Here is an 18,606-nt window from a genome sequence, read left to right as displayed (position 1 = left end):
TTAGGTAGTCGGCTCGTTTCCGTCGGAAATTCCAGGACCGTCGGTGCGGGTGATGCCTTCCATTCTGTCAGCAGCGGGGTCGGCATCTGCTGCGCCGCTCGCACCGGCAGCGTCGGCAGCAGCGCCGGCAGCGTCAGTATCGCTGGCGGTGCCGTCACGCTCCGGTGCCGCCGGCTCCTCGGCACTCTTCTGCTTCGCCCCGGAGACCGCCATGGCCAGCAGAATCAGACCACAGCCGAGGAACGCCAAGGCGCGGATAACGCCATCGAGCGTTGCCATGTCGTAGAAGATCAGCTTGACGATAGACAGCGCCGCAATCGTCAAACCCGCTGCCAGTCGCGCCGGAATGTGGTGGAACCTCTTCGATAGCACCAGCATGCCGGCAATCGTGGCCCAGAAAATACTCAGCAACATGTGTGCGGCGTTGAAGCTCACGCCAATAGTCGTGAGCAGCACGATAAATGGCATACCCAGTGTAGCCAGGCCAATCAGTGCAAAAGCTGGCGGTAGCTGCGACCTCGCTGCCGTCACGGCCAGGCCGACATCGGCGCACAGCAGGAACAACAGCGAAAGCGTTTCTGCCCACGTTGCCGAGTAATCAGCTGCGGCACCGGCATTCAACGCTGCGGGCAGGATGTAGAGGTGTACTACCGTTGCGCCGAGCAGCCAGGTCAGTGCCGCAATCTTTGTATATGGTGCCACGGCATCCTGGGTTGGTTCAGGAGCCTGTAGTCGTGCGCCAATCGCGCCGTGCTTCGGTGCTGTGGCCAGCGCCCAGACAAAGAGCGCGGCACCGATGGAGATTGGGATGAGACCCCAAGTGTGGGTTCCAGTATCGGCTCCTGAGCTCCTTTCCGGGCCTGCCACCGCGAGCGCTAGCCAGGGCAGAATTGCCGTGGCCAAGGCCATTGGGGCGAGATAGCGGAAGATGGCACGGTTCCAAAGGAATACTGCAGCAATTGCGATGAACAGCACGAATCCGCCGTAGAACAGCAGCCAGAGGCTGGAGGCGGACTGTGTGGCGTTGACCATTGGGACTGCAGCTACAACCGGAGTCGAGAAGGCAACTACTGACGTGATGGTGACCAGATCGTCTTCCCAGGTGCTGGTTTCCGAAGGCTCGTCGTCAAGCTCGGGAGTGAGTTGGCGAGCCATCGCCAGCGGGCCGAACTGGGCAAACACGAAAAGGGCAATGGTGAGTGCGGCGATTGCGGGCATCACCAGTGCATTGTTGGTCGTGATTACGCCGATGAGAACGTTTGCGCCGAGCAGGAATGCGACTACGTACTTCCGGAAGGGGACGTTCAGGAGGCAGACGATAGCGGCGATGACCATCAGTTGAAGGGTGATTTGCGCGAGCGAGGAGCTCAGCGGGCGGGCGTGGAAGTCGAGGCCGATCGTCGCCCACAGCATTAATCCGGTGTTGATTGTGATTGTCCACGCCGCGGTTGCACTCGACTTCGTCCACCGCGCGCCGTATAGACCGACTGCAGCGAAAGGCAACATGATGACCAGCGTCGCCGCCACCGGAATCCAGTCGAGGAGGTAGGACATCGACATCGTTGTCAGGTGCGCAGCGGCTAGTGATGTCGCAATCAACGCCGTCACGCCAGCAGGCGGTGCTTGACGACGGTGCGCTCGCACAGCCGCGACCGCGAGCACGGCGGCCAACAAGTAAGCCAGGATCACACGACCGGCCGGTCCAATCAGGCCGGATTGGATTGCGACCGCGACGAAAAACGCGATACCGGCAGCGGTGATGAGACCACCGAAGATGGCGATGATTCTGATGATTGCCTTCTCGTTGCGCCACCAGGGCTCGCGAGGTTCGCGCGATGCCTCTGGCAGCTTCGGTGGCGGGGTGGAGTCTGTGGGAGAAGACTGTGACGAGGGAGAAGACTGTGGTGACTTTGAATCCCGCCGCCATTGGTGGGCAGAGGGGAAGCCAAACATCGGCTGCGCAGTTGCGTCGCTCTGTGGCAGGGGTGCTGGTTGGTTCCGCCAGTCAGCTTGCGTTGGCGGTGGTGGCACCTGCATCTGCTGAGGCTGCTGGGGATACTGCGGTGTGGTCAGTGTCTGCTCAGCCTGCGGTGCCCAACGGGGAGGAGGCGCCTGCTCTAGTGGTGGACTGGGCGCTGGCGGCGGTTGCGGATTGTGTTGAGGTGTCCGTTGAGGTGCAGCATGGGGCGGCGCTTGAGGTGCTGGCGCAGATTCCGCTCCCGTAGTGTGAGGCGCGTGCGGTCCAGTCGGCGCTTGCCCGCTTGCCTGAGAAAGGCGCACCTGCCAAGTACGGGTGAGCTGAGCCAGCCGAAGCGAGCTGGCCTCCAAATCTGCCAGAGCATGGGAAAGCTCTGAGACGGAGTCGCCGGTCAGGACAAAATCGCCGGTCGGTGGCTTGTCGTATCGGGCGGAATGCTGATTAGGATCGGTGTTCTCGGCTTTAGGGCCAAAGCCGTTGGAGCCAGTATTCATGGTGACGACTTTAATCGTGTTTGGCCTAAAAACTATGGAGAGAATCTACCAATCTGATTACAATTCGGATTGCACTTTTTTGACGCTTGGTATCGCGTCGGGTGCCGATGGTGAATAACCCGGAGTGAGAGCCGGTTTTGGTATGCGAGAACAGCTGTGTTAACATCTCGTCTACGACCGCCAGAATGCGATGCTTGCTGCCTTCGGGGAGCATTTAGTTGCATTCGGCAGCGAAGAGGATTTAAGTCCCACCCTAGGTGCGCCAAAGAATTACGGTAGCGCCGGGGTCCACCCTAATCGGTGATGTCACATCGCACGATTGGAAGGCGTCCTTATACAGTGTGTAGTAATCCGCTGTAGACGCGTGGCTTTTCTTCCTTTCCCGCTTGCTATCGCGGTTTGAAACGAAGATTGTTCAGGTTCAACCTAGGAGGCCACATCAGCGCTGAAGCTCGTATTAACGAGGATATTCGAGTACCGGAAGTCCGCCTTGTAGGACCGAATGGTGAGCAGGTGGGCGTTGTCCGCACCGGTGACGCACTCAAGCTCGCTTACGAAGCAGACCTTGACCTGGTTGAGGTTGCTCCGCGAGCAAAGCCGCCGGTCGCCAAGATTATGGACTACGGCAAGTTCAAGTACGAACAAGCCCAGAAGGCACGCGAGGCTCGAAAGAACCAGCAGCAGACTGTGGTCAAGGAGCAGAAGTTCCGTCCGAAGATTGATGACCACGACTACGAAACCAAGAAGAACAACGTTGTTCGTTTCTTGGAGAAGGGTTCGAAGGTCAAGGTCACGATTATGTTCCGTGGCCGTGAACAGTCTCGTCCAGAACTGGGATTCCGCCTGTTGGAGCGTCTGGCCGCCGATGTCGAAGAGTACGGCATTGTCGAGTCTCGCCCGAAGCAGGACGGTCGCAACATGACTATGGTCCTGGGGCCGGTTCGGAATAAGGGTAAGAAGTAACCGACCTGACCAGAAATGGTTGTAAACGAGATTTTTGCGCCACGAGCGTCAAAGATCGGTAGGGGAGAGTTTTAACATGAAGCAGAAGACCCACAAGGGCACCGCAAAGCGCATCAAGGTTACCGGTTCCGGCAAGCTGCGCCGCGAGCAGGCTAACCGCCGCCACCTCCTGGAGGGCAAGCCGTCCACTCGTACCCGTCGCCTGAAGGGCACCACGGACGTTGCTAAGTCGGACGTCAAGCGCGTCAAGCGTCTGCTGGGCAAGGCTTAATTTTTCAAGTCTCGTCCCAGGGCAATCGCCCTCTTAATTTCACTAGTTCTTAAAGACAACGAAAAGGAAGTATCACCGTGGCACGTGTGAAGCGGTCTGTTAACGCTAAGAAGAAGCGTCGCGAAGTTCTCGATTCCGCAAAGGGCTACCGTGGTCAGCGCTCCCGCCTGTACCGCAAGGCCAAGGAGCAGATGCTCCACTCCAAGACCTACGAGTTCCGCGATCGCCGCCACCGTAAGGGGCAGTTCCGTCGTCTGTGGATTCAGCGCATCAACGCTGCTGCCCGCGCTAACGACATCACCTACAACCGCTTCGTCCAGGGCCTAAACCTGGCTGGCGTTGAGGTTGACCGTAAGAACCTGGCTGAGATGGCTGTCAACGACCCGCAGGCATTCGCTGCTCTGGTCAAGGTCGCTAAGGACGCTCTGCCGGAGGACGTCAACGCTCCTGCTGCTAAGTAAAGCAGCTACGAGGTAACTCGTACGTAGCGTCGGCAAGCGTCTGCTTACTGGCAGTGCGCCTGCCAACATCTTTGAAAAACCACCGTCGATTGGGTTAACGAATAACCTCGGCGGTGGTTTTTCGTATCCGCACTGGCTTGCTGGCGGTTATGAATCCCGAGCCGCATCACTAGGATTAATCACTATGAACTCTGCGCTGTACTTCAACGACGAGCCGTTTACTCCTCGCACTCCGCGAGTCTCGGCGGCTATTCAGCTCCACCGTGCGGCCAAGCGGAAGAAGACCGGTCGCTTCCTCATCGAAGGCTTCAATTCCGTCGATGCAGCTATCCGCGCAGAGGCTGTCGTGGAAATCTTCGTCACCGCTGCCGCCGCCGAGCAGTTCCGCGAGCTGCTCACGGGGTATCTCGAATCGGGGACGCAGCGCAAGTCTGTTTCGCTTATCGACGACTCCGCCGCCCGCTCTTTGAGCGAAACTGTCACCACCACCGGACTCTTCGCCGTCTGCGACACCAATGCGGTGTCCACTTCGTTGGAAGAGGCGATTGAGGTTGGAAAGCAGTCCGGCTGTTTGGTGATTCCGGTGGAGTGCAATGACCCGGGTAATGTCGGCACGATTGTGCGTATGACTGATGCTCTCGGCGCTGGCGCGGTTATCCTTGCTGGCGATTCGGTTGACCCGTTGAATTCTAAGGCCGTGCGTTCCTCGGCAGGTTCTGTTTTTCATACCCCTGTCGCACGCGAGCGCGATATTGACGTCGTTATGGAGAAAGTTAGGGAAGCGGGCTTTACCACCCTCGCCACGGCGATGGATGGCGCTCTCACGCTCGGCGTTGATGCGCTTCCCGACGGTCCCGTCGCCTGGCTTTTCGGCAACGAAGCCCATGGCCTGTCGGAGGAGATTACGGCCTCGGCGGGGGCAAGTGTGTCCATCCCGATTAAGGGCGAGGCAGAGTCGTTGAACCTCGCCACCGCAGCGGCCATGTGCCTGTGGGAGACGGTCCGGGGTAAGTAGGAAACCTCGATGGTGAGGTGCGTGCACGTGTGCAGTTATCCTCGACTATGATTGTTCCATCACAAGAACTGATAGTCCTATATAGAAGTGGTTGACACGTGAGCGATTCGCCAAATCCTATCGATCTTTCCGAGGACGCCCTCCAGGCGGCTGCGCAGAAGGCCACGGATGCCTTTGATGCTGCCGGCAACCTGGATGAGCTTTCTGCCGCCCGCCGTGAGCACTTGGGGGATGAAGGCTACATTCCGCAGGCGCGCCGCGCGCTGGGCTCCATTCCGAAGGCTGAGCGCAAGGATGCTGGTCGTCGCGTAAATGTTGTTCGCGGAGCCGTCGAGAAGCACTATGCAGAGCGACTTGCGGTGCTGGAGGAAGAGGAAAACGCGCGTCGTCTGGTCGCGGAGCGTATCGACGTGTCGGTGGACACCACGCGGGGCCAGCGTGGCGGTATGCACCCAATTACCATCCTGTCCGAGCAGATCGGTGACATCTTCGTGGGCATGGGCTGGGAAGTCGCCGAGGGCCCAGAGGTCGAAGCCGAGTACTTCAACTTTGACGCGCTGAACTTCCTGCCGGATCACCCGGCTCGTACTCTGCAGGATACTTTCCACATTGCGCCGGAAGGATCTAAGCAGGTGCTGCGTACGCACACCTCGCCGGTCCAGGTTCGCACTCTGCAGTCACGTGACCTGCCGATTTACGTTATCTGCCCGGGCCGTACCTTCCGCACCGATGAGCTCGACGCCACCCACACCCCGGTCTTCCACCAGGTGGAGGGACTCGCTGTGGACAAGGGGCTGACCATGGGGCACCTGCGCGGCACGCTGGATCACATGGCAAAGGCGCTGTTCGGTCCGGAGACCAAGACCCGCATGCGCACCAACTACTTCCCGTTCACTGAGCCGTCCGCTGAGGTTGACGTCTGGTTCCCGAACAAGAAGGGCGGTGCCGGCTGGATCGAGTGGGGCGGCTGCGGCATGGTCAACCCGAACGTGCTGCGTGCCTCCGGTATTGACCCGGAGGTGTACTCGGGCTTCGCGTTCGGCATGGGCCTGGAGCGCACCCTGCAGTTCCGCAATGGCCTGACCGACATGCGCGACATGGTCGAAGGCGACGTCCGCTTCACGCAGCCGTTCGGTATCCGCGGCTAATTCACTGACCTACAGATAGGAGTTTTACTTACATGTTCATTCCACAGTCGTGGGTCACTGAAATCGTTCGCGGCCCAGAGAACACCATCAACCCGGACTGGTCCGTCACCCCGGACGAGTTGGATGAGGGCTTTGTCCGCGTTGGTTTTGAAACCGAGGGGCACGAGCCGCTGGAGAAGGTCGAGGGGCCGCTGGTTTTCGGTCGCGTCGACCACATTGAGGAGCTCGAGGGCTTTAAGAAGCCAATTCGCTTCTGTCAGGTCAATGTCGGTGATGCCAATGGCACCGGCGAGCTGCAGGAGATTATCTGTGGTGCCCGCAACTTCGAAGAGGGCTCCATTGTTATCGTCGCGCTGCCGGGCTGCGTGCTGCCGGGTGGGTTCGAGATTTCCGCACGGAAGACTTACGGCAAGGTTTCCAACGGCATGCTCTGCTCCGAAGCTGAGCTGGGTATGACCGATTCCTCCGCCGGTATTCTGACGCTGCCGTCGGCCCCAGCTGAGCTGGGTTCGTGCGCCAAGGAGTTCATCGGTCTCGATGACGAGAAGTTCGAGGTCAACATCACCCCGGACCGCGGTTACGCGCTGTCGGCCCGCGGTCTGGGCCGCGAGATCTGCTCCGCCTTCAACCTCGACTTCGCCGATCCAGCCAAGGTCAACGAGCTGCCAGTCGAAGGTGAGGTCCTGAACGTCACTATCGACGAGGACACCGACACCCGCCGCTTTGGTCTGCGCCGTGTCACCGGCATCGACCCGAACGCCGAGACCCCGTGGTGGATGCGTCGCCGCCTGCTGCTGGCTGGTCAGCGTCCGGTCAACGTGGCCACGGACGTCACCAACTATGTGATGCTACTGCTCGGTCAGCCGATGCACGCTTTCGACGGTTCCAAGATCGCTGGTGGCCTGCACATCCGCAACGCTAAGGCCGGCGAGACTCTGACCACCCTCGACCACGTGGACCGCAAGCTCGACCCGGCAGACGTTGTCATCTGCGACGACAATGGTATTCAGTCGCTGGCCGGCATCATGGGTGGTCTCACCTCCGAAATCGCCGACGACACCATCGATGTGGTCTTCGAGGCCGCCAACTGGTCGCCGCTGCATGTCTTCCGCAGTGGTCGCCGCCACAAGCTGAGCTCCGAGGCTTCACGACGTTTCGAGCGCGGCGTGGACACCGCTCTGGTCGAGCCGGCTCTGGATCTGGCCTGCCAGCTGCTCGCTGACATCGCCGGCGGCACTATCGACACTGGTCGCACCCTGCTCGGTGAGGTTGCCACCATGCCGACTATTGACTTTGCTGTCAACCGCGCCAGCGAAGTTGCGGGCGTTGATTACCCGCGTGAGACCGTCATTGGACGCCTGCGCGAGGTCGGTTGCGAGGTCGTCGACAACGGTGACCGCCTGGCTGTCACTCCGCCAACCTGGCGCTCGGACCTGACCATGTCCGCTGACCTGGTTGAGGAGATCCTACGTCTGGAGGGCCTGGAAGACATTCCGGTTATCCTCCCAATCGCCCCGGCCGGTCGCGGTCTGACCGAGCGTCAGCTGCGTCGCCGCTTCGTCGGCCACGCGCTGGCTCACAATGGCTACCTGGAGATTCTGCCGACACCGTTCATTGCCAACGATGTCTTCGACGTCTGGGGCCTGGACGCTGATGACCCGCGTCGTAACACCGTCAAGGTCATCAACCCGTTGGAGTCCGACCACGCTCAGCTGGGCACGACTCTGCTGCCGTCCATGCTTGAATCGCTGAAGCGCAATGTTGCTCGCGGCCAGGTCGACCTGTCGCTCTACGGTGTGGAGCAGGTATCCATCGAGCGCGGTAACGGTGTCTCGCCGATGCCGTCTACCGCGGGTCTGCCGAGCGAGGCCGAGCGCGCCGAGCTGCTGGAGTCGCTGCCGGAGCAGCCGCTGCACGTCGCCACTGTCGCCTGCGGTCGTATCCGCCTGGATAGCCCGTGGGGTGACGAGGCCGCGTACACCGTCGCCGACGCCATCGAAGCCGCGCGCATTGTTGCCCGCGCTGCCAACGTCGAGCTGGAGATCCGTAACGCTGAGGTGCTGCCGTGGCACCCGGGCCGCTGCGCTGAGCTGCTTGTCGACGGCGAGGTCGTCGGCCACGCCGGTGAGCTGCACCCGAAGGTGTGCAAGGACGCTGGTCTGCCGGAGCGCACCTGCGCGATGGAGATTAATCTCGATGCACTGCCAGTGACGGAGCACCTGCCGGCGCCGGTACTCAGCCCGTTCCCGGCTGTCCACCAGGACGTCGCGCTTGTTGTCAGCGATGAGGTCTCCGCCGCAGAGGTGGAGAAGACTCTGGTGGAGGGTGCTGGTGAGCTCCTCGAATCCATTCGTATCTTCGATGTTTACCGTTCCGAGCAGATGGGCGAAGGCGTTCGTTCACTGGCGTACTCCCTGCGTTTCCGCGCACCGGACCGTACGCTGAAGGAAGAGGAAGCTTCCGCGGCTCGCGAGGCGGCCATTGAGCTGGCCACTACCCGTCACGGCGCTCAGCTGCGTGGCTAAAAGGGGAGACCACAGGGAGAGATACCCATGATTGGCATCTTGCGGCACCGCGGCAACAGGCTGAATAGCGCAGAGGCACGAGAGCAGCGCGTTGGAGTGCGCGCGGTGAGCAGCGCGAAGCCTGCGGCGACTGTGGCTGCAGCTGCTGTCACGGCAGGTCTGTTGCTCACCGGCGCGCCGAGTGCGGCTGCGCTGGTTGGCGGGGAGGCTGCTGCGCCTAGTGTGGCGGCGGACTCCGTGGTGTCAATCATGGTCCAGACCAGTCCCCATACCGGAAACTTTTGCACGGGAACTGCAATCGCCCCGCAGTGGGTAATGACCGCCGCCCACTGCGTGCGTGATGTCCCGCAGCAGGCTGGGGAAGTAGAGGTCGGTTTCGGTCAGGATTCCCACCGTGTTCCTATCGATAGCTGGGAAATTGCGCCCACCGGTGACGTAGCGCTTGTTCACCTTGCGGGCGACGCAGCTCTTCCGGGGTATCCCGCAATGGAACGTCGTCAAGCGTTTTCGGAGCAAGAAACGGCAGGCACGGTCTATGGGCGATCGCTGCTCGGCGATGTTGCGGATGGCTCGCTGCCGTCGGCGACCGTCACCGCTTCGATGTGTCCGGTGAAGTATCAACAATGCGTGCGGGAAGACTCCGTGTTGGCGCGCATGGAGCGCCCCGCGGCGTTGCAGGTAGGCGATTCGGGCGGACCGCTTTTTATCGACGGCCAGCTAGCGGCGGTGTTCTCGGGCGCGGTGGCTTTTGATGGCAGCGTGGCACCGGAGGAATCGGGTTACTATCTCTACACCACGACGTCATCGGTGGCGCAGTGGGCAGATGGCGTGATGAGCCAGGAGCCAAGCGTCGTAGTTGAATAGTCCGGCGTTGAGTAATCCGGCGCGCTGATTGAATGGCCGGCTCGGCGAACCAGATGTATGTACCGACGACGGCGTTATATTCATAATTCACTCACGTCACATCGATAGAATTCCAGCACTTTGGCAACGAATTCTATGAATATCTTGCAACGCAGTGAATAAAAGTGTTGAATGTTTGGCATGAGTATTTCCGTTGCCATTGCTGGTGCGACCGGTTACGCAGGAGGAGAGATCCTCCGCCTCCTGTTGTCGCACCCGGCGTATCTTTCCGGCGAACTGACCATCGGCGCACTAACGGGAGCATCCAACGCGGGTGCTCGTGTGGGCGATATTATGCCTCATGTGGCACCTTTGGCTGACCGCCGTATTGAGCCGACTAATGGTGACACACTCGCTGGGCATGACGTGGTGTTCCTCGGTCTGCCCCACGGTCATTCGGCTGCGATTGCAGAGCAGTTGGGGGATGACACAGTGATTATTGACTGCGGCGCGGATTTCCGCCTGCAGGACGCCGCTGAGTGGGAGCACTACTACGGCTCGGAGCACGCCGGTACCTGGACTTACGGTATTCCGGAGCTGCCGGGCAACAGGGAAGTAGTGGCTGCTTCCAAGCGTATTGCTGTGCCGGGTTGTTTCCCCACTGGCGGGACTATTACGGCACTGCCGGCAGTTGCAAAGGGTCTGGTCAAGCCGGATCTGTCCGTTGTTTCCGTCACCGGTACCTCCGGTGCGGGCAAGAAGGCAGCTGTGCCCCTGCTCGGGTCCGAGGTTATGGGCAATCTCCGCGCCTACAACACTGCGGGCAAGCACCGCCACACCGCAGAGTTCCTACAAAACCTCAAGCCGTACGCAGAGGATCTCACCGTCAGCTTCACGCCGGTGCTCGCCCCGACGTCGCGCGGCATTCTCACCACCATCACCGCTCCGCTTGTCGACGGGGTGACGGAGGCAACCGCACGGGAGGCCTACCTCGAGTTCTACAAGGGTGAGCCGTTTGTGCAGATGTTGGCCGAAGGGCTGCAGCCGCAGACGCAGTCGGTAATTGGCTCTAACTTGGTTCAGATTCAGGTTGAGGTAGATGAACGCGCCAAGCGTCTGGTGCTGACCTCGGCGATTGACAATCTGACAAAGGGCACCGGTGGTGCCGCAGTTCAGTGCATGAATTTGGTTACTGGACAGAATGAAACTGCAGGACTTCCATTGGTAGGAGTTGCCCCATGATGAAGGAAGAAAAAGAAGGTCTCGTCAACGTCGCTGGTGACGAAGGCGGCGTATGTGCACCTCAGGGGTTCGTGGCCAGTGGTGTCATTGCAGGCATCAAGGTCAGCGGAAACCCGGACATGGCGCTCATCGTAAACCAGGGGCCGGAGAAGACTGCTGCGGCTGTCTTTACTACCAACCGTGTCCAGGCTGCGCCGGTGACGGTATCCAAGAAGCACATCGCTGACGGCAAGCTGTCCGCTGTGGTGCTGAACTCGGGCAATGCCAACGCCTGCAATGGTCAGCCGGGTATTTCCGACGCCCTCGAAGTCTGTCAGAAGGTCGCAGATGAGCTCGGCGTCGATGTTACCGAGATTGGTACCTGCTCCACCGGCTTGATTGGTGACCGGCTGCCGATGGACATTGTTCTGGCAGGTGTGCCGAAGCTTTGTGAGAATCTGGGCAGCGATGCCGCCGCAGGTACGGCTGCAGCAGAAGCCATCTTGACCACTGACTTGGTGGCAAAGCAGGCCGTTGCGCATGGTGACGGATTCACTGTCGGCGCTATGGGCAAGGGTGTTGGCATGATTAGCCCGTCGATGGCCACGATGCTCGGTGTGATTACGACGGATGCGTCGGTAAGCGCAGAAATGGCGCACGAGGCTATTGCCAAGGCGAGCGAGGTTACGTTTAACCGCCTAGATATTGATGGCTCCACATCCACCAATGACACCGTCATCATTTTGGCCAACGGTGCCTCTGGTGTGAAGCCCTCGCAGGAGGAGCTCGACCAGGCAGTGCTCAGTGTGTGTGATTCCATCGCGCGCCAGATGCAGTCGGACGCCGAAGGCGTGACCAAGCGTGTGTCCGTGACCGTGCGTGGCACCGGTGGTGCTGAAGATGCTCTGGTAGCTGCTCGAATCATCGGCCGCGACAACCTCTTCAAGTGTGCGATGTTCGGTTCGGACCCGAACTGGGGTCGTGTGCTGGCGGCTGTCGGCACTGCACCGGTGGATATGGATCCGGAGCACATCACTGTTTCCTTCAACGGTCATGTAGTCTGTCGCGATACCGGTGGCACGCCTGATGCTCGTGAAGTGGATCTCTCCGGCAAGGACATTGCCGTGGAGGTTGACCTCGGTACTGGTAATCCGGAAGAGGCCACGATTCGTACGACTGACCTTTCCCACGACTACGTTCACATCAACTCGGCATATTCGTCGTAAAGGTTTTGAGGAGACTCTGCAATGGTTCACCAGTTGACCGAAGGGCTGTCCTTCGAACAGCGGGCACATGTGCTGGCGGAAGCACTGCCGTGGCTGCAGCACCACCGCGACAAGATTGTGGTGGTCAAGTACGGCGGTAACGCGATGACCGACCTGAAACTGAAGAAGGCCTTCGCGCAGGACATGGTTTTTCTGCGCACCGTGGGGGTGAAGCCGGTGGTTGTCCACGGTGGCGGCCCTCAGATTTCGTCGATGCTCAAGCGCCTGGGGCTGGAGGGAGAGTTCCGAGGCGGTTTCCGTGTCACGACTCCGGAGGTCATGGAAATTGTCCGCATGGTGCTCTTCGGGCAGGTCGGCCGCGAACTGGTGAACCTCATCAACGCCTACGGCCCCTATGCAGTGGGTACCTCTGGTGAGGACGGTGGCCTGTTCACTGGTACTCGACGAACGGTAAACGTCGGCGGCAAGGAAACAGATATCGGGCTGGTCGGCAATATCACCGAGGTGCACTCGGAAACGCTATTGGACCTGATTGATGCCGGACGTATTCCGGTGGTCTCTACGATTGCGCCGTCCGCTGATGGCAAAGAGGTCTACAACATCAACGCCGACACGGCAGCAGGTGCACTGGCATCGGCAATTAACGCGAACCGTTTGGTGATTCTGACTAATGTCGAGGGTCTCTACACGGATTGGCCGAACCGCGATTCGCTGGTGTCAAGGATTTCCACTTCGCATCTGCGAGAAATCCTCCCGACGCTGGATTCCGGAATGATTCCGAAGATGGAGTCCTGCCTGAACGCAGTGGATCAGGGAGTGCCTGCGGCCCACGTTATCGACGGCCGCCAGCCACACTCGGTGCTGCTGGAGCTGATGACTTCCGGCGGTATCGGCACAATGGTAGAGCCCGGATAAGGCAGAAAAGACGGACAAGAATTTACCGACATACATGTTAGGCAGGTCGAAAGACGACATGAGCGACTTCAAGCAGCAGTGGCAACACACGATGATGAACAATTACGGCACGCCGCGCATTGAGCTTGTGCAGGGTAAGGGCGCTATTGTCACGGATTCCGAGGGCAAGGAATACCTGGACCTGCTCGCCGGTATTGCAGTCAACGCGTTGGGTCACGCACATCCGGCCATCGTGGAAGCTGTGTCCAAGCAGATTTCCACGATGGGGCACGTGTCCAACATCTTCGCCTCTGAGCCACCACTGGCACTGGGCGAGAAGCTCATTGAGCTCACTGGCTGGGACACTGATGACACCCGAGTTATGTTCTGCAACTCCGGCACTGAGGCCAATGAAGCCGCGTTCAAGCTGGCGCGGTTGACGGGGCGCAATCGCATTATCGCTACCCACCACGGGTTCCACGGCCGTACCATGGGCGCACTTGCCATGACCGGTCAGCCCGACAAGCGCACCCCGTTCGAACCGATGCCGGGTGGAGTCGAGTTCGTGCCGTACGGTGACATTGACTTCCTCACCAAGACCATCGAATCCGATCCGTTGGGTGTCGCTGCGGTGATTCTGGAACCAATTCAGGGTGAGACCGGTGTGGTCGCACCGCCAGAGGGATACCTCGCTGCCGTCCGCGAACTGACCAAGCGCTTCGACGTTCTCATGATTGTCGACGAAGTACAGACCGGTATCGGCCGTACCGGCCAGTGGTTTGCCCACCAGCACGATGGCATCGTGCCGGATGTTATGACCCTGGCGAAGGGGCTCGGCGGCGGCCTGCCGCTGGGTGCTGTCATCGCCAACGGCCGCGCAGCGGAACTGTTTACTCCTGGTGCGCACGGCACCACCTTTGGTGGCAATCCGGTCTGTGCCGCTGCCGGCCTGGCCGTCATCGAGACGCTGGAAGAAGAAAAGCTGCTCAATCGAGTCACCGAGAAGGGCAAGGTCCTGGCTCGCAAGCTCGCGTCGTTAAGCCATGTCGATCACGTGCGTGGTCGCGGCTTCATGCTTGGACTGGTGCTGCGCGAGAACCTGGCGAAGGAAGCGGTTAACGCCGGTTATGAACGTGGTGTCATTCTGAACGCTCCGCAGGCGAATGTGCTGCGTATTGTGCCGCCGTTGAACCTCAGCGATGAGGAAGTCAACCGCGCCGTCGAGTTGATTGATGCCTGCCTGAACGACGCCGTTGAGGCTGTCGCCAACAAAGGAAGGAATTAGAAACTGATGCTCCGTCATTTTCTCGGCGATGATGACCTGACTCCACAGGAGCAGGCTGAGGTGCTGCAGTTGGCTGCAGAGCTGAAGGTAGCGCCGTACTCCCGACGTCCGTTTGAGGGGCCACAGTCGGTTGCGGTGCTGTTCGACAAGACGTCGACTCGTACCCGTTTCTCCTTCGACGCTGGTATCGCAGCTCTGGGCGGCAACGCGATTGTGGTCGAAACCGGTAACTCGCAGATGGGCAAGGGCGAAACCTACCAGGACACCGCTGCTGTGCTCAGCCGCTTTGTCTCGGCAATTGTCTGGCGCACCTACGCGCAGTCCGGTTTGGAGGCCATGTCTGAAACCGCGACGGTGCCGATTGTCAACGCGCTTTCCGACGAGTTCCACCCGTGCCAGATTCTCGCTGACCTGCAGACCATCATCGAGCACAAGTGCCCGGAGGAAGGCCAGACGGGACTGCGTGGCAAGAAGGCTGTGTACTTCGGCGATGGTGCCAACAACATGGCCAACTCCTACCTCGTGGGCTTCGCCACCGCAGGTCTGGACGTCACCATCTGTGCACCGGAGGACTTCCAGCCGGAGCAGGTCTACGTCGACCGCGCCAAGAAGGTTGCGGAGCAGACCGGTGCGGCCGTGTCCGTGACCGCGGACGTCGATGAGGCCATTGCCGGTGCCGACGTTGTCATCACCGACACCTGGGTCAGCATGGGGCAGGAGAACGACGGCCTGGATCGGCGTACTCCGTTCCTGCCGTACCAGGTCAACGCTGAGCTGATGGCCAAGGCAAATGAGGATGCCATCTTCCTGCACTGCCTGCCGGCATACCGTGGCAACGAAGTTACTGCCGAGGTCATCGATGGCCCGCAGTCGGTAGTCTTCGACGAGGCGGAAAACCGCATGCACGCTCAGAAGGCGTTGCTGACCTGGCTGGTGGAGAGGCAGTAAGGTCATGACCGCAGCACAACCAGGATCTCGCACAGCTCGGCAGACGCGCATCGCTGACCTGCTGGCGCAGCATCACGTGTCCAGTCAGGTTCAGCTCGTCGAGCTGCTTGCCGACGAAGGCATTGAGATTGCGCAGGCGACGTTGTCCAGAGACCTCGATGAGCTGGGAGCCCGAAAGATTCGCGATGGAGCCAACGGTTCGCGGTATTCCATCGTCGAAGATGCACTCGCTGTCTCCAGCGGGGCAGTGGCCAGGATGCGGCGCGTTTTAGACGAGCTGCTGGTCTCCATTGATCATTCGGGCACCATCGCGGTTGTGCGTACACCACCGGGAGCCGCACAGTATCTAGCCAGTGTGATTGACCGTGCGGGACTCAAAGAAATCGTTGGCACAATTGCGGGAGATGACACCGTAATGTGCCTGGCTAGAGAACCACTTTCCGGCGCTGACCTAGCCCAGCGTCTAGCCGCCGGAACGAACCAGTAAACTATTCCACGAAATGCTTTAAAGCACCGATTAAAGGAGCGCTTACCCTATGACCAACCGGGTTATTCTTGCTTACTCTGGTGGCCTCGACACCACCGTTGCTATTCCGTACCTCAAGGAAATGACCGACGGCGAGGTCGTCGCAGTTTCCATCGATGTCGGACAGGGCGGCGAGGACATGGAGTCCGTGCGTCAGCGCGCTCTGGACGCCGGCGCTGTCGAAGCTGTCGTTGTCGACGCTAAGGACGAGTTCGCCGAGGAGTACTGCCTGCCGACCATCAAGGCCAATGGTCTCTACATGAAGCAGTACCCGCTGGTTTCTGCACTGTCTCGCCCGCTGATTGTTAAGCACATGGCGAAGGCCGCAGAGGAGTTTGGTGGCACTCACGTCGCACACGGCTGCACCGGTAAGGGCAATGACCAGGTCCGTTTCGAGGTTGGTTTCGCTAACACCGCCCCGGATCTGAAGATTATTGCACCGGCTCGTGACTTCGCTTGGACCCGCGACAAGGCTATTGCCTTCGCTGAGGAGAAGGGTCTGCCAATTGAGCAGTCCAAGTCCTCTCCGTTCTCCATTGACCAGAACCTCTTCGGTCGCGCCATTGAGACCGGCTACCTGGAGGACCTGTGGAACGCACCGACCAAGGATGTCTACGCGTACACCGAGGATCCGACCCTGAACTTCAGCTCCCCGGACGAGGTCATCATCTCCTTCGAGGACGGTAAGCCGACTGCCATCGACGGCAAGAAGGTTTCCGTGCTTGAGGCCATCGAAGAGATGAACCGCCGCGCTGGTGCTCAGGGCATCGGTCGTCTGGACATGGTTGAAGACCGCCTGGTCGGCATTAAGTCCCGCGAGATCTACGAGGCTCCGGGCGCAATTGCCATCATGACCGCACACGCAGCGCTCGAGGACGTCACCGTTGAGCGTGAGCTGGCTCGTTACAAGCGCCAGGTCGAGGGCGAGTGGGCCAACCTGGTCTACGACGGCCTGTGGTTCTCGCCGCTGAAGCGCGCGCTGGATGCCTTCATCGAGGAGTCCCAGAAGGGCGTTTCCGGTGACATCCGCATGGTCATGCACGCAGGTCACTGCAACGTCAACGGTCGTCGTTCGAACACCTCGCTGTACGACTTCAACCTGGCTACCTACGACGAGGGCGACACCTTCGACCAGACCCTGGCTCGCGGTTTTGTCGAGCTGCACGGCCTGTCCTCGAAGATGGCCGCAAAGCGCGACTTCAAACTGTAAAGATTCTCCAGAGCGACTAGAGCGAAAGGCCTATTGGAAAAGACAATGGTCGAAAAGCACGGTACCAACGAAGGCTCCCTGTGGGGCGGCCGCTTTGCCGGTGGCCCGTCCGAGGCGATGGCCGCATTGAGCAAGTCCACCCATTTTGACTGGGTGCTCGCGCCTTACGACGTTCTTGCGTCCAAGGCCCACGCCCGAGTGCTGCATGCCCGTGGGCTGCTCAGCGATGCCGACTTTGACACCATGATCGAAGGCCTTGATCAGCTCGGTCGCGACGTTGCCTCCGGCGAATTTGGTCCAGAGCCGACAGATGAGGACGTCCACGGTGCTATGGAGCGCGGTCTGATTGATCGCGTCGGCCCGGAGGTCGGCGGTCGCCTGCGCGCTGGTCGTTCCCGTAATGACCAGGTGGCAACTCTGTTCCGCATGTGGCTGCGCGATGCCGTGCGCGGCGTTGCACTGGATGTCACTGACCTGGTTGCCGCCCTGGTGGCTCAGTCCAAGGCACATCCGGATGCCATCATGCCGGGCAAGACCCACTCCCAGGCAGCGCAGCCGGTATTGCTGGCCCACCAGTTGCTGGCTCACGCGCATCCGCTGCTGCGCGATCTGGACCGCATCCGCGATCTCGACCGTCGACTGGCTGTGTCCCCGTACGGTTCTGGTGCGCTCGCAGGGTCCTCGCTGCACTTGGATCCGGAAGCCATTGCTGAAGAGCTCGGCTTCGACTCTGCCACGGACAACTCCATTGACGGCACTTCTTCGCGTGACTTCGCCTCTGAGGCGGCTTTTGTCTTCGCCCAGATTGCTGTGGACATGTCTCGCCTGGCAGAGGAAATCATCTACTGGGCCACCCCGGAGTACGGTTACGTCACTCTGGCTGATGCCTGGTCGACTGGATCCTCCATCATGCCGCAGAAGAAGAACCCGGACGTGGCAGAGCTGACCCGCGGTAAGACCGGTCGCCTGATCGGTAATCTTGCAGGGCTCATGGCCACGCTGAAGGCTCAGCCGCTGGCCTACAACCGTGACCTCCAGGAGGACAAGGAGCCTTTGGTGGACTCGGTTGAGCAGCTAACCTTGCTGCTGCCGGCCCTGACCGGCCTGGTGGCAACGCTGACCTTCCACGAAGACCGTCTGCGCGAGCTCGCTCCGGCGGGCTACACCCTGGCCACGGACTTGGCTGAGTGGCTGGTCCGCGAGGGCGTACCGTTCCGCGACGCTCACGAGGCATCCGGCCAGTGTGTCCGCATCGCAGAGTCCAAGGGCGGTATCGGTCTGGACGAGCTTTCCGACGAGGACCTCGCCGGTATCCACCCGGCACTGACTCCGAAGGTCCGTGAAGTGCTGACTATTGACGGTGCTGTCGCTTCCCGCGATACTCGCGGCGGCACCGCGGGTGTCCGTGTTGCAGAGCAGCTCGCTCGCGTTGACGAGAAGAATACCGAGCTGAAGCAGTGGGCTGAAAAGCCGGTTCGCGGCTAAAGCTGCTAGAGCTAGCAAACCTGCTAGCCCAGCTAACGCAGCTAATTAATCGGTGTGCGGTCAATCGACCGCACGCCGATTTTTTACAGCCCGGGGGGGGGGGGGGGGGGGGG

General features: G+C 60.3%; 16 protein-coding genes. 15 read left to right on the top strand and 1 reads right to left on the bottom strand.

Going from position 1 to position 18,606, the window contains the following annotated elements; genetic code table 11:
- On the bottom strand, positions 1-2,472 hold the full coding sequence (locus tag QP982_RS06255; protein ID WP_284870315.1) for a DUF2339 domain-containing protein: 2,472 nt from the start codon (positions 2,470-2,472) through the stop codon (positions 1-3).
- A gap of 411 nt (positions 2,473-2,883) precedes the next feature.
- On the opposite strand from QP982_RS06255, the gene infC reads away from it, so the two are divergent.
- The 15 genes from infC to argH all read left to right on the top strand — a co-directional run bounded on the left by infC (position 2,884) and on the right by argH (position 18,493).
- The gene (gene infC / locus QP982_RS06250; protein WP_172954614.1) at positions 2,884-3,435 is read left to right on the top strand and encodes a translation initiation factor IF-3; all 552 of its coding nucleotides are present in this window, start codon (positions 2,884-2,886) and stop codon (positions 3,433-3,435) included.
- A gap of 76 nt (positions 3,436-3,511) precedes the next feature.
- Positions 3,512-3,706 carry a 50S ribosomal protein L35 gene (gene rpmI, locus QP982_RS06245; RefSeq protein WP_005511726.1) on the top strand — a complete coding sequence of 65 codons (195 nt, stop codon included), beginning with the start codon at positions 3,512-3,514 and terminating at the stop codon, positions 3,704-3,706.
- Between the two features lie 77 nt (positions 3,707-3,783).
- Entirely contained in the window at positions 3,784-4,167 is a 384-nt protein-coding gene (gene rplT / locus QP982_RS06240) for a 50S ribosomal protein L20 (protein WP_016422904.1), read from the top strand.
- Between the two features lie 184 nt (positions 4,168-4,351).
- Positions 4,352-5,182 carry a TrmH family RNA methyltransferase gene (locus QP982_RS06235; protein WP_070546574.1) on the top strand — a complete coding sequence of 277 codons (831 nt, stop codon included), beginning with the start codon at positions 4,352-4,354 and terminating at the stop codon, positions 5,180-5,182.
- 98 nt (positions 5,183-5,280) lie between these two features.
- Complete coding sequence (gene pheS, locus QP982_RS06230) at positions 5,281-6,330, top strand: phenylalanine--tRNA ligase subunit alpha (protein ID WP_070429629.1); 1,050 nt, start codon at positions 5,281-5,283, stop codon at positions 6,328-6,330.
- A 32-nt stretch (positions 6,331-6,362) separates the two neighbouring features.
- Positions 6,363-8,855, top strand: a complete 2,493-nt coding sequence (gene pheT / locus QP982_RS06225) for a phenylalanine--tRNA ligase subunit beta (protein ID WP_284837467.1) — start codon at positions 6,363-6,365, stop codon at positions 8,853-8,855.
- Between the two features lie 27 nt (positions 8,856-8,882).
- Positions 8,883-9,719 (top strand): trypsin-like serine protease, encoded by an 837-nt coding sequence (locus tag QP982_RS06220; protein ID WP_016422900.1) that lies wholly within the window; start codon positions 8,883-8,885, stop codon positions 9,717-9,719.
- Between the two features lie 180 nt (positions 9,720-9,899).
- Positions 9,900-10,940: an N-acetyl-gamma-glutamyl-phosphate reductase gene (gene argC, locus QP982_RS06215; protein WP_284870314.1), complete on the top strand. Its 1,041-nt coding sequence runs from the start codon at positions 9,900-9,902 to the stop codon at positions 10,938-10,940.
- Positions 10,937-12,145 (top strand): bifunctional glutamate N-acetyltransferase/amino-acid acetyltransferase ArgJ, encoded by a 1,209-nt coding sequence (argJ, locus tag QP982_RS06210; RefSeq protein ID WP_016422898.1) that lies wholly within the window; start codon positions 10,937-10,939, stop codon positions 12,143-12,145. The genes argC and argJ overlap by 4 nt, the downstream gene beginning before the upstream one ends.
- A 21-nt stretch (positions 12,146-12,166) precedes the next feature.
- Positions 12,167-13,060, top strand: a complete 894-nt coding sequence (argB, locus tag QP982_RS06205; RefSeq protein ID WP_016422897.1) for an acetylglutamate kinase — start codon at positions 12,167-12,169, stop codon at positions 13,058-13,060.
- Positions 13,061-13,118: 58 nt separating this feature from the next.
- Positions 13,119-14,324 carry an acetylornithine transaminase gene (locus QP982_RS06200; protein ID WP_049170375.1) on the top strand — a complete coding sequence of 402 codons (1,206 nt, stop codon included), beginning with the start codon at positions 13,119-13,121 and terminating at the stop codon, positions 14,322-14,324.
- 6 nt (positions 14,325-14,330) lie between these two features.
- Positions 14,331-15,272 carry an ornithine carbamoyltransferase gene (gene argF / locus QP982_RS06195; RefSeq protein ID WP_239271840.1) on the top strand — a complete coding sequence of 314 codons (942 nt, stop codon included), beginning with the start codon at positions 14,331-14,333 and terminating at the stop codon, positions 15,270-15,272.
- A gap of 4 nt (positions 15,273-15,276) precedes the next feature.
- A complete protein-coding gene (locus QP982_RS06190; RefSeq protein WP_005511719.1) occupies positions 15,277-15,759 on the top strand; it encodes an arginine repressor in 483 nt (160 codons plus the stop codon).
- 49 nt (positions 15,760-15,808) lie between these two features.
- Positions 15,809-17,008, top strand: coding sequence for an argininosuccinate synthase (locus QP982_RS06185; protein ID WP_016422894.1), 1,200 nt, complete (start codon positions 15,809-15,811; stop codon positions 17,006-17,008).
- Positions 17,009-17,053: 45 nt separating this feature from the next.
- Positions 17,054-18,493, top strand: coding sequence for an argininosuccinate lyase (gene argH / locus QP982_RS06180; RefSeq protein ID WP_049170381.1), 1,440 nt, complete (start codon positions 17,054-17,056; stop codon positions 18,491-18,493).
- The last annotated feature ends 113 nt before the right edge of the window (positions 18,494-18,606 follow it).

It is taken from the genome of Corynebacterium sp. MSK019, from assembly GCF_030232425.1.
Classification (GTDB): domain Bacteria; phylum Actinomycetota; class Actinomycetes; order Mycobacteriales; family Mycobacteriaceae; genus Corynebacterium; species Corynebacterium jeikeium_D.
The sequence above is the reverse complement of the archived record's forward strand: the minus strand, read 5'-3'. Positions and strand labels throughout refer to the sequence as shown.

What these genes read in the sequence shown, in the direction of transcription:
- QP982_RS06255 (WP_284870315.1), bottom strand. Translation starts at nt 2,472, where the DNA reads ATGAATACTGGCTCCAACGGCTTTGGCCCTAAAGCCGAGAACACCGAT.
- rpmI (WP_005511726.1), top strand. Translation starts at nt 3,512, where the DNA reads ATGAAGCAGAAGACCCACAAGGGCACCGCAAAGCGCATCAAGGTTACC.
- QP982_RS06235 (WP_070546574.1), top strand. Translation starts at nt 4,352, where the DNA reads ATGAACTCTGCGCTGTACTTCAACGACGAGCCGTTTACTCCTCGCACT.
- pheT (WP_284837467.1), top strand. Translation starts at nt 6,363, where the DNA reads ATGTTCATTCCACAGTCGTGGGTCACTGAAATCGTTCGCGGCCCAGAG.
- QP982_RS06220 (WP_016422900.1), top strand. Translation starts at nt 8,883, where the DNA reads ATGATTGGCATCTTGCGGCACCGCGGCAACAGGCTGAATAGCGCAGAG.
- argC (WP_284870314.1), top strand. Translation starts at nt 9,900, where the DNA reads ATGAGTATTTCCGTTGCCATTGCTGGTGCGACCGGTTACGCAGGAGGA.
- argJ (WP_016422898.1), top strand. Translation starts at nt 10,937, where the DNA reads ATGATGAAGGAAGAAAAAGAAGGTCTCGTCAACGTCGCTGGTGACGAA.
- argB (WP_016422897.1), top strand. Translation starts at nt 12,167, where the DNA reads ATGGTTCACCAGTTGACCGAAGGGCTGTCCTTCGAACAGCGGGCACAT.
- QP982_RS06200 (WP_049170375.1), top strand. Translation starts at nt 13,119, where the DNA reads ATGAGCGACTTCAAGCAGCAGTGGCAACACACGATGATGAACAATTAC.
- argF (WP_239271840.1), top strand. Translation starts at nt 14,331, where the DNA reads ATGCTCCGTCATTTTCTCGGCGATGATGACCTGACTCCACAGGAGCAG.
- QP982_RS06190 (WP_005511719.1), top strand. Translation starts at nt 15,277, where the DNA reads ATGACCGCAGCACAACCAGGATCTCGCACAGCTCGGCAGACGCGCATC.
- QP982_RS06185 (WP_016422894.1), top strand. Translation starts at nt 15,809, where the DNA reads ATGACCAACCGGGTTATTCTTGCTTACTCTGGTGGCCTCGACACCACC.
- argH (WP_049170381.1), top strand. Translation starts at nt 17,054, where the DNA reads ATGGTCGAAAAGCACGGTACCAACGAAGGCTCCCTGTGGGGCGGCCGC.